Source organism: Kocuria sp. SM24M-10, from assembly GCF_001027955.1.
Lineage (GTDB): Bacteria > Actinomycetota > Actinomycetes > Actinomycetales > Micrococcaceae > Kocuria > Kocuria oceani.
In genome coordinates, this window is record NZ_LDNX01000160.1 from 1 (window position 1) to 10557 (window position 10557).

Below are 10557 nucleotides of genomic sequence, written 5' to 3' on the forward strand. Positions count from 1 at the left end.
GGCGGCGCGGGCCGCGGCCCGGACCGCCGCCGCCGCCGCGTCCGGGGCGGCGTCCACGGTCAGGGTGATCCGGTCGCCGGCGAGGTCGCTCTTGAGCCGGGACGCGGTGTCGTCGGCGATGATCCGGCCCCGGTCCACGACCATGACCCGCTCGGCGAACTGGTCCGCCTCGTCCAGGTAGTGTGTCGTGAGGAACAGGGTCGACCCGTAGCGCCGGCGCAGCTCGAGGATGTGCTCCCACAGGTTCGCCCGGGACTGCGGGTCCAGCCCGGTCGTGGGCTCGTCGAGGAAGAGCAGCTGGGGGCCGGGGATCAGGCCCAGGGCGATGTCCACGCGCCGGCGCTGGCCGCCGGAGAGCTTCATCGTGGGCCGGCGCACGAGCTCCCCGAGGCCCAGCGCCTCCACGAGCTCGTCCGCGCGGCGCCGCGTCTCCGCCCGGCCCAGCCCGTAGAGCGCGCCCTGGCTGAGCAGCTCGTCGCCCACCCGCTGGTACTGCCCGGCCCCGTTCTTCTGCCCGATGTAGCCGATGCGCGCGCGCACCTCGGCCGGCTGCCGGGCGATGTCGAACCCGCACACGGTGGCGGTGCCGCCGGTGGGCCGCAGCAGCGTGGTGAGCATGCGCAGGGACGTGGACTTGCCCGCACCGTTGGGCCCGAGGAACGCGGTCAGCGTTCCGGGCGCCACGTCCATGGTCAGGTCGCGCACCGCGTCGACGATCCGGCCGCCGGGCCCGCGGAAGCTCTTGCTCAGCCCCCGGGCGCTGATGATGGGTGGGGTGCTCATGGGTCCACGGTAGAAGGCTTTCCGGCCGGATGGCGTCCGCACCGGGGCGGGCACCCCATAGAGTTCAGGGCGTGACCCTGCAGACCACCACCTTCGACCCCGCACGGGTCCGGCGCGCCCGGATCGCGGTGTCCGCCTTCTTCCTCACCAACGGCGCCCTCTACGCGAACCTCCTGCCCCGCCTGCCGGAGGTCAAGGAGGCGTTCGGCCTCTCCAACACCCTGTACGGGTTCCTCGTGGTGGCGTTCCCGCTCGGGGCGATCCTGGTGGGCGCTCTCCCGGCCCGGGCCATCCGCCGCTTCGGCTCCGGGCACGTCGCGGCGCTGGGCACCGTGCTGCTCGCCGTGTGCCTGGCCGCCGCCGGGGCCGGCGCCGGGCTGGGCGCCGGCACGCAGGCCGGGGTGGTCGTGTTCCTCGCGGCCATGTTCCTGGGCGGGGCGCTGGACGCCCACGTGGACACCGCCCAGAACGCCCAGGGGATGGAGGTGCAGCGGGCCCGGGGCCGCTCGGTCATCAACTCCCTGCACGCCCTCTGGAGCCTGGGCGCGGTGCTCGGCGGGCTGATGGGCGCCGCGGCGCTCGCCCTCGGCGTCCCGCTCGGGTGGCACCTCCCGGTGAGCGGGCTCGTGTGGAGCGTGGTCGCCCTGGTGGCGCTGCGCTCCGCGCTGACCCCGGCCGAGGGCACGGCCCTGCGCACGGTGGCCGACCCTGCGGAGCCGGAGCCCGGGGACCCGGCGGGCACCGCGCCGGAGCGGCGGCGGGCCGGGGCCGGGCACCGGTCGGCCGGGCGCATCGTCGTCGTCAGCCTCCTGCCCGTGGCCCTGATCGCGATGGCGGGGGTCATGGTGGAGGACGCGGGGATGAACTGGTCGGCGGTCTACCTCAACGCCGAGCTGGGCGCCCCGCTGGCCACCGCCGGGCTGGGCCTGGTCGCGCTGATGGCTGCCCAGTTCGTGGGCCGGGTGCTCGGGGACCCCCTGACCGACCGCTGGGGCCGGGTCGCCGTGGCCCGGGCCGGCGCCGCCCTCAGCGCGCTCAGCCTGCTCCTGGTGGTGCTCGCCCCCGTCCCGGCCGTGGCGGTGGCAGGCTTCGCGGTGGCCGGCTTCGGCTGTGCGACCCTCGTGCCCGCCGCCTTCCACGCCGCCGACGACATCCCGGGACTGCGCACCGGGACGGGCCTGGCGCTGGTCAGCTGGCTGATGCGGATCAGCTTTCTGAGCCTGTCCCCGGCCATCGGGATGCTCTCCGACGCCGTGGGGCTGCGGGCCGCCCTCGTGGTGGTGCCGGTCTTCGCCCTCGTCGCGGCGCTGACGGCCGGGGTGCTCCGCGACGGGTCGGCGGCCTCGCCGCGGAACTGATCCGGGTCTATCCTGGCTCCACCATGCATCACCACTTCTTCCGCTGACGGGTCCCGCGCACCCGCCGCCGCACGTGCCGCGGCGGGTCCCCTTCCTGCCCACCCGTCCCGTCCCGAGGAGCCCGGCCCGTCCGGCCGCGCGGCTCCGCAGCCCGGAGGAAGCATGTCCACGACCCCCGCCCACCGTCCTCCCCTGCTCGCGGGCGAGCAGGCCCAGCTGGTCGCCGCGGGCGTCCGCCTGCGCCGCGGCCCCCGGCTCGTGCTCGACGGGCTCGACCTCACCGTCACCCCCACCACCCGGCTGGGGGTGGTGGGGGAGAACGGCCGCGGCAAGACCTCCCTGCTCGGCGTGCTCTCCGGCGCCCTCGCCCCGGACGCCGGCACGGTGCGCCGCACCGGGACGCTGGCGGTGGTGGACCAGGAGCTGCCCGTGCCCGCCGAGGCCACCGTGGGCGACCTGCTCGATTCCGAGCTCGCCGCCGAGCACGCCGCGGTGGCCGAGGTGCAGGACGCGGCCCGCGCCCTGGCCGCCGGAGCCCCCGGCGCCGACGAGGCCTACGCCCGGGCCCTGACGGACGCCTAGGCCCTCGACGCCTGGGACGCCGACCGGCGGGTGGACCTCGCCCTCCAGGCCCTGGGGGCGGTGACCGACCGCTCCCGGGTGCTCGCCACCCTGTCCGTGGGCCAGCGCTACCGCGTGCGCCTGGCCTGCCTGCTGGGCACCGTCCACGACCTCCTGCTGCTCGACGAGCCCACCAACCACCTCGACGCCGCGGGGCTGGCGCACCTGGGCGCGGCGCTGCGCGAGTTCCGCGGCGGCGTGGTCCTGGTCAGCCACGACCGCAAGCTGCTGGGCCAGGTGGTGGACACCGTCCTGGACCTCGACCCCAGCCGGGACGGCCGCCCGCGCTGGTACGGCGGCGGACTGGCCGGCTGGCGGGCGGGGCGCACGGCCGAGCGGTCCCGGTGGCTGCGCGAGCACCAGGAGCAGCTGGCCGAGCACGCCCGACTCAGCGACGACCTCGCCCGCGCCCGGTCCCGGCTGGTCGACGGGTGGCGGCCGGAGAAGGGCACGGGCAAGCACACCCGCGCCACCCGGGCCCCCGGCCTGGTGCGCTCGGTGCACCGCCGGCAGGAGGACCTCGACCGGCACCGGGTGGACGTCCCCGAGCCACCCCTGGTGCTGTCCGTGCCCGAGCTGCCCGCCCTGCCCGGCGCCGAGCTGGTGCGGGCGCAGGGCATCGCGGTGGCGGGGCGGCTGCCCCGGCCCGTGGACGTGGCGCTGGGCTCCGGGGACCGGCTGGTGGTCCGTGGTCCCAACGGGGCCGGCAAGTCCACCCTGCTGCAGGTCCTCGCCGGCGGCCTGGTTCCCGACGCCGGCTCCCGTGCGGCCGCCCCCGGGCTGCGCATCGGCCTGCTCGCCCAGGAGGGCCCGCGGCCCGATCCCCGGCCCGCCCAGGAGGTGTACGAGCAGGAGCTGGTCCGGCTCGTGCTCGCCGGCCGGCTGGCCGAGGCCGAGGTGCTGCCCCTCGCCGAGCTCGGGCTTCTCGACGCCCGGGACCGGCAGCGCCCGGCGGCCGAGCTCTCGGCCGGCCAGCGGCGGCGGCTGGACCTCGCCCGGGTGCTCGCCGCCCGGCCGCACCTGCTGCTGCTGGACGAGCCCACGAACCACCTCTCGATGGCCCTGGTGGACGAGCTCACCGAGGCGCTCGCGGCGACGGCCGCCGCAGTGGTGCTGACCACCCACGACCGGCAGCTCCTGCGGGACACCAGGCACTGGCCGCGCCTGCTCCTGTGACCTGGCGCCGCCGCCCCCTCCCGTCCCGGACCCTCATGCGCCGAGTCCCCCAGCCCTGTGGGCTCGACGCGCCGAGTCCCCCATGAGGCGCCAATTCCCCTCGATCGTTCTGGGGGGATTGGCATGAGGTGGGGGACTGGGCCGCCACGTGGGGGACTCGGCGGTGGGGGCCTGGGGATGGTGGGGGACTCGGCGGTGGAAGGCATGGACGGCCGAGTGATGGGGACTCGGCGGTGGCGGGGGCATGGACGACCGAGGGGTGGGGACTGGGCGATGAGCAGGAGGTGATGGGGAGGAAGTGCTGGGGAGGGGTGACGGGGCGGGTGGTCCGGGTGGGTCAGTCGATCCGGACCTCGCGGGCCCCGCGCTCGAGGCCGCGCTCCAGGGCTGCGATGACGTCGTCGATGTTGTGGCCGGGAGGCAGCGCGGGCGGGAGCCCGGCCAGCGCCCGGTCCACGAGCCCGGTGTCCATGTGGGGCAGGCGGGCGTCCACCACGGCGATCCGGCGGGGCCGCAGCTCCCGCCGCAGGGAGCCCAGCCACGAGGCCATGGCTGCCTTGCTCGCGGCGTAGGCGCCCATCCCGGCCAGTGGCAGCTCCGCGACCACCCCGGTGAGCACCGCCACCGCGCCGCCGTCCACGAGGTGCGGCAGCGCGGCGCGGATCACGGCCATCGGACCGAGGGCGTTGACCTCGAACAGCTCCTCCACGACCGCCTCGTCCTCCTCGGTAGCGGGGCCGAACGCGGCGACGCCCGTCGCGATCACCACGGCGTCGAACCCGCCGAGCTCCTCCGCCGCCGTGCGCACCACCGCGGCGGCCTCGTCGTGGTCCACGAGGTCCAGGGCGTGCGCGGCGCGTGCCCCCAGCCGGGCGCGCAGCTGCTCCGCGTCCGCGGCCGAGCGGCCCGTCACCACGAGATTGCCGGTGTGCTCGCCCAGCCGCTCGCACAGCCGCTGTCCCAGGACGCCGGTCGCGCCCACCACGAGGATCCGTGCGTCGTTCAGGTCCATGGTCGTTCTCCCGCCCACTCGAGGGGCCCGGGCCGGGGCCGTGACCCCGAGCGTACCGATCCGCCCCGACACCGCCCAGAGCCTGCCCTCGTCGTCGTCGCCCTCGTGCCGGATGTGCGTCCGGCAACGAGGAAACGCCGCCGCCGCGCGGGCCGTTGCCGTCGGTGTCCCGGCCGGCGTGGATCGCGGTGCTCGGAGCCGTGCCGGGCGAGCTCGTCCGCGGTGCGCTCCGTCGCCATGGACCTCACCGACGCGTCCCGGCTGCACGACGCCGACGGCTGGCAGGGCGACGTGCGGCTGACGACCTCGCTGACCGACGCCGACGTCCCGCCGCCCACCGTCATGCTCCCCGCTCGTCATGCACGGCTTGGGGCCGGTCGAGACCGGGGCGGACGCGCCCAACGGCATCACCGACCGCACGGTGGTCCTCGACTCCGCCCACGACCCCCCCCCCCCCCCTTGCGGCGGCCGAGGCGCACGCCGCGACGGAGGAGCACCGGCAGGTCCGGGCGATGGTCGCCCCGTTCCGCGCCTGAGCCCCGGAAACGCGCGGGGGACCGGTGGCCACGCGGCCGGGACGAGACCGGCGGGGCCCGGAACGCCCTCGGCAACCGGCAGGCGACCGGCGGCTCCGGAACGCCCTCGGCAGCCGGCGGGCAGCCGGCGGGCGACCGGCGGCCCCGGAACGCCCTCGGCAGCCGGCGGGCGACCGGCGCGCACCGACCCCTCGCGGCCCGGGATGGCCTAGGGTCACTGGTCAGGCGGTGGCACCGCAGCCACCCCGTGACCCGAGAGGCCCTCCCCGTGCACAAGATGATCGTTCTCTACCCCGAGCCCGAGGACCGGGCGGCGTTCGTGAGCTACTACGAGTCCACCCACCTTCCCCTGGTGCAGCAGCTGCCCGGGCTGCTGGACTGGCGCTACAGCGTGGACGTCAAGGCCGCCACCGGCGGCTCCCCGTACTTCGCGGTGTTCGAGGCCGACTTCGCGGACGCCGAGGCCATGGGCGAGGCCCTGGCCTCGCCGGAGGGCGCCGCCGTCGGCGCGGACGTGGCCAACTACGCCACGGGCGGGGCCGTGGTGCTCGACTACCCGGTGAGCGGTCCCGCCGCGGCCCGCTGACGGCGGCCGGGCCGGCCCTCCGGATCCAGCATCCGCACCGGGGCCTCCCGCGTCCCCACCTCGCGGACCGTCCCGGTGAGGGTCATGGGGAACTCGTCGACCACGTGGACGGAGCGGGGATCCGGTGCCGGGCGATCCGCTCGGCACGGGATCCCCGCAGCGGTTCCGCGGTGCGAGGCGCGGCCCCGTCGCGCAGCCGCAGCCACGCCATGGCCTCCTCGCCGTGGACGGGTTCCGGCCCGCCGGCGGCCCGGGCGTCGACGACGTCCGGGGAAGCACGGGCGGGCCGCTCACCACGCGTGATGCAGGACAACGCGGCCAGATCGTCACGATCCTCCGCGATGCGGGCCCTCCTACTCGGGGTTGTCGACGGGGACGTACCCCATACGCCTGCTGACCCGTTCGCCCGCCTGCTTGAGGTCCTCGACGAGCTCGGCCATCTTCTCCTCGGTGAACCGGAAGGCCGGACCCGAGACGCTGATCGAGGCGATGACCGAGCCGAGATGGTCGCGCACCGGCACGGCGACCGCGTTCAGCCCGATCTCGAACTCCTCGCACACGGTGGCGTAGCCCCGTGCGGCCACATCGATCAGCTGCCGCTCCAGCTGCTTCCGCGACGTGATCGTGCGGGCGGTGAGCGTGGGCATTCCCTGGGCGCGGAGGATACGGGCTCGCTCGTCGGACGGCAGGCCGGCCAGCAGCACCTTGCCGCTGGACGTGGCGTGCAGGGGGGTGAGGCTGCCGATCCAGTCGTGGGTCCCGAGCGAGGACGGCCCGATCTCCTGGTCCACGTTGACGGCTTGCCCCTCGCGCAGGACCGCCAGGTTGACCGTCTCGGAGTGGGTTCTCGCGAGGCGGCGGATCTCGTCGCGTGCCTCGGCGACCACGCTCAGACGGCCGGGGATCGCGTGGGCCAGCCGCAGGATGCCGAAGCCGAGCTCGTACCGGCTGCCGTCGCTCGGGTGGTGCACCAGGCCCCGGAGCTCCAGCGCGCCGAGCAGCCGGGACGCCGTGGACTTGTGCACGCCCAGCTCCGCGGCCACCTCGGTCACCGTCGAGCCGCCGGTGCGGGCGAGGACCTCGAGCACCGTGATGGCGCGGTCGACGGACTGGACTCCGCCGGGGGTCACGCCGTCGGTCGTGGTCTGCTCCTTCGAGGCATCGGACGCGATCAGGGGTCTGGGATCGGAGGAGGACATGACTCCATGGTAGCCAATAGCGGATTTCGTGCTCCGGGCACGACTCCGGCCGCCGAGCGGTCTCGGCGGCCGGAGTGGTGCGTGGAAGTGCTGGGCCGGTCCGGTGCCCCGGTCCGGCAGCTCGGTCAGGACGGGTTGCTCTCCTTCTTCCGACTCCGGCTGGTGTGCCCGTTCTGCCCGTTCTGCGGGGCGTAGATCGGCTGACCGGCGGCCGTGGCGTCCACCGCCTGGAACTGGGCCGTGTGCGGATCCGTGCTCTCCCGGGTGACCAGGGTGAACTTCTGGTGCCCGTACTCGTCGACGGCATGGCGCACCGCACGGTTCATCACGGACTCGGACAGGCGCTTGCGCAACCACATGGGATCCCGGCGCAGATCCCGGGCCAGGGCGACGCACAGCAGGAACATCACCAGCACGAACGGCAGGGCGGAGACGATCGTCATCCGCTGCAGGCCGCCCAACGCGGCTGCGGGATCGTCGCCGCCGGCCAGCAGCATCACCGCGGCGACGCCTCCCATGAGCACGCCCCAGAAGACGATGACCGGGCGGGAGGGCTCCAGGCTGCCCCGGGAGCTGAGCGAGCCGGTCACGATGGACGCCGAGTCGGCGCCCGTGACGAAGAAGATCCCGGTGAGCACCATGGCCAGTACGGCAAGTCCGACGGTGACGGCCTGCGGCAGGTCCAGCCCGGTGAACATGTCGTAGATCGCGCTGTCGAAGGAGATGGTCGGGGACCCGTCCACGACCGTCGCGATGCCGTCGGCGGGATCCGGCGTGGCGTCGGCCCGGCGCTGGATGTCGATGGCCGTGCCGCCGAAGACGGCGAACCACAGCAGGGACACGAGCGAGGGCACCAGGAGAACCCCCACCACGAACTGGCGGATGGTCCTGCCTCGGCTGATCCGGGCGACGAACATGCCCACGAAGGGAGTCCAGGACACCCACCAGGCCCAGTAGAAGATGGTCCACCCCGACAGCCAGGCGCGCATGTCCTCGCCGCCCACCGCCTCCGTGCGGGCGGACATCTCCGGCAGCATCTGCGCGTAGGAGCCGATCGCCGAGGGAATGAGGTTGAGGATGAAGACGGTGGGGCCCACGACGAAGATGATGACCGCCATGATGACGGCCAGCACCATGTTGGTGTTGGAGAGGAACTGGATGCCCCGGGCGATGCCGGAGACGGCCGAGGCCACGAAGCAGAACGTCAGCACCGCGATGACGGCCACCAGCATCGGGGTGGTCACCTCGCCGACGACGCCGTTGAACTGCAGGCCGCTGCCGATCTGCAGGGCGCCCAGGCCAAGGGACGCGGCGGTCCCGAAGACGGTCGCGAAGATGGCGAGCATGTTGATGATCTTCCCGCCGATGCCGTCCACGGCCCGGCGCCCGAAGATCGAGACGAAGGCCTCGGAGAGCAGGTTCTTGCGGCCCAGGCGGAAGGTGCCGTAGGCGATGGCGATGCCGACCACCGCGTACATCGCCCACGGGTGCAGCGTCCAGTGGAACAGCGACGTGGCCATCGCGGCCTCGATCGCCTCGGCCGTCTGCGCGTCGGCCGTGGCCGGCGGCGGGGAGATGTAGTGGTAGAGCGGCTCGGCGACGCCGTAGAACATCAGGCCGATGCCCATGCCGCAGGCGAACATCATCGAGATCCACGAGACCGTCCGGAACTCGGGACGCTCGCCGTCCTGGCCCAGCGGGATGTTGCCGAAGCGACCGATCGCCAGCCAGAGGACGAAGACCACGAACAGGGAGGCCAGCAGCACGAAGATCCATCCGGTGCTGTGCAGCACCCATTCCAGCGCCACCGTCGAGGCGTTGGACAGGCTCTCCGTGTTGAGGAAGCCCCACAGCACGAACGCGACGACGAGGGCTCCGGTGACCACGAAGATCGTCCGGTCGAGCCCTTCCAGGCCGGCGCGGAAGGACTTCCGCCGCTCGGCGACACCGTCCTTCAGCTCGTCGAGGATCGCGACCTCCTCGGCCTCGGCCTCGTGCAGCAGGGTCGTGTCGTCCACGGGTGCCGTCGCGGGCTGTGCCGCCGGATCCTCGGCGGACACCGGGTCAGTGCGATTGTCGTCGGTGCTCATTGGACCTTCTCCTGGCGCTGCGGGTTGGTAACCGGGACGACGTCGCCGATTTTTTCGGTGATCCAGTCGTGGAAGGCGCCGATGTGGTGTTCGGAGGGGACGAGGACGCCGCCGGTGGCGTAGATCTTGGAGTTCATGGCGGGTTGGCAGCGTTCGCAGGCGTCGAAGTCCTGCTGGTTGACGCGGTGGAAGAGTTCCACGGAGGCGGAGACGTCCTTGCCGGACTCGACCACGGAGGGCAGGTAGAGCCAGTCGCACTCGACGATGGTGTGGTCGGCGGCGAGGGGGAACATGCGGTGGATGATCACGTGGTCGGGGACGAGGTTGACGAAGACGGTGGGTTTGATGGTGATCGCGTAGTAGCGGCGGTCGTGGTCCTCATCGACCCCGGGGAGCTTGTCGAGGCCTTCGGAGCCGTCGACGGTGAAGCCGGCGACGTTCTCGCCGAACTCGGCGCCGTGGCCGACGAAGTACTGGGCGGCGAGTCCGTCGGCGAACTCGGGCAGGACCTCGGTGAGTTCGGGGTGGATGGTGGCGCAGTGGTAGCACTCCATGAAGTTCTCGATGATGAGCTTCCAGTTGGCCTTCACGTCGTAGGTGATGCGTCGGCCCAGGGCGAGGTTGGCGATGTCGTAGCCCTCGATGGCCTGGGTGTCGCCGAGGCGTTCTTCGATGTCGCCCATCACGTCGTCCTCGAAGGAGGGGGGGTTCTCGGCCAGGCAGACCCAGACGTAGCCGAGGTACTCGCGCACCGGGATGGTGACCAGTCCGTATTCCTGGCGGTCGATGTCGGGCATCTTGGTGAGGTTGGGGGCGGCGATGAGCTTGCCGTCGAAGTCGTAGGTCCAGGCGTGGTAGGGGCACTGGAAGGAGCGGTTGGCTTCGCCGGTCTCCTCCATGCACAGTTTCACGCCGCGGTGGCGGCAGATGTTGTAGAAGGCGCGGATGCCGTGCTTGCGGTTGCGGGTGATGATGATCGATTCCCGGCCGATCTGCACGGTGCGGTAGGCCCCGGGCTTGTCGAGGTCACCGGCGCGCACGGCGCAGAACCACATCTGCTCGAAGATGCGTTCCTGCTCGGCGCGGAAGACGGCCTCGTCCACGTAGGTGGAACCGGGCAGGGTGGAGATCAGGGACTCCGAGACAACGTTGGTCGACAACACGAACTCCTTGGTTCAGACGGTGCGGGGAATGCG

Annotated in this window: 7 protein-coding genes and 1 pseudogene; 3 read left to right on the forward strand and 5 right to left on the reverse strand. The window is 73.3% G+C overall.

Annotation, left to right across the window (positions count from 1 at the left end):
- A partial coding sequence (locus tag ABL57_RS18910; protein ID WP_238986133.1) for an ABC transporter ATP-binding protein occupies positions 1 to 783 on the reverse strand: 783 nt, incomplete at its 3' end.
- 71 nt (positions 784 to 854) lie between these two features.
- Between ABL57_RS18910 and ABL57_RS18915 the strand changes: the two genes are divergently transcribed.
- Positions 855 to 2141 carry an MFS transporter gene (locus tag ABL57_RS18915; RefSeq protein ID WP_047805039.1) on the forward strand — a complete coding sequence of 429 codons (1287 nt, stop codon included), beginning with the start codon at positions 855 to 857 and terminating at the stop codon, positions 2139 to 2141.
- Positions 2142 to 2303: 162 nt separating this feature from the next.
- Positions 2304 to 3938, forward strand: a pseudogene (locus ABL57_RS18920) (ATP-binding cassette domain-containing protein).
- Between the two features lie 337 nt (positions 3939 to 4275).
- On the opposite strand, the gene ABL57_RS18925 reads toward ABL57_RS18920, so the two are convergent.
- Positions 4276 to 4950, reverse strand: coding sequence for an SDR family oxidoreductase (locus tag ABL57_RS18925; RefSeq protein ID WP_047805040.1), 675 nt, complete (start codon positions 4948 to 4950; stop codon positions 4276 to 4278).
- A gap of 813 nt (positions 4951 to 5763) precedes the next feature.
- Here ABL57_RS18925 and ABL57_RS18930 point away from each other — a divergent pair.
- Complete coding sequence (locus ABL57_RS18930) at positions 5764 to 6072, forward strand: EthD family reductase (protein WP_238986134.1); 309 nt, start codon at positions 5764 to 5766, stop codon at positions 6070 to 6072.
- A 353-nt stretch (positions 6073 to 6425) separates the two neighbouring features.
- On the opposite strand, the gene ABL57_RS18935 is transcribed toward ABL57_RS18930, so the two are convergent.
- The 3 genes from ABL57_RS18935 to ABL57_RS18945 form a co-directional block, all read right to left on the reverse strand.
- Entirely contained in the window at positions 6426 to 7271 is an 846-nt protein-coding gene (locus ABL57_RS18935; protein WP_082157588.1) for an IclR family transcriptional regulator, read from the reverse strand.
- Positions 7272 to 7396: 125 nt separating this feature from the next.
- Complete coding sequence (locus tag ABL57_RS18940) at positions 7397 to 9361, reverse strand: BCCT family transporter (protein ID WP_047805041.1); 1965 nt, start codon at positions 9359 to 9361, stop codon at positions 7397 to 7399.
- Positions 9358 to 10521 (reverse strand): aromatic ring-hydroxylating dioxygenase subunit alpha, encoded by a 1164-nt coding sequence (locus ABL57_RS18945; protein WP_047805042.1) that lies wholly within the window; start codon positions 10519 to 10521, stop codon positions 9358 to 9360. Before ABL57_RS18945 ends, ABL57_RS18940 begins: the two co-directional genes overlap by 4 nt.
- Between the last annotated feature and the right edge of the window lie 36 nt (positions 10522 to 10557).

Bases quoted from the DNA above. Each gene is read 5' to 3' on its own strand.
- ABL57_RS18925 (WP_047805040.1), bottom strand. From the start codon at position 4,950: ATGGACCTGAACGACGCACGGATCCTCGTGGTGGGCGCGACCGGCGTC.
- ABL57_RS18935 (WP_082157588.1), bottom strand. From the start codon at position 7,271: ATGTCCTCCTCCGATCCCAGACCCCTGATCGCGTCCGATGCCTCGAAG.
- ABL57_RS18940 (WP_047805041.1), bottom strand. From the start codon at position 9,361: ATGAGCACCGACGACAATCGCACTGACCCGGTGTCCGCCGAGGATCCG.
- ABL57_RS18930 (WP_238986134.1), top strand. From the start codon at position 5,764: ATGATCGTTCTCTACCCCGAGCCCGAGGACCGGGCGGCGTTCGTGAGC.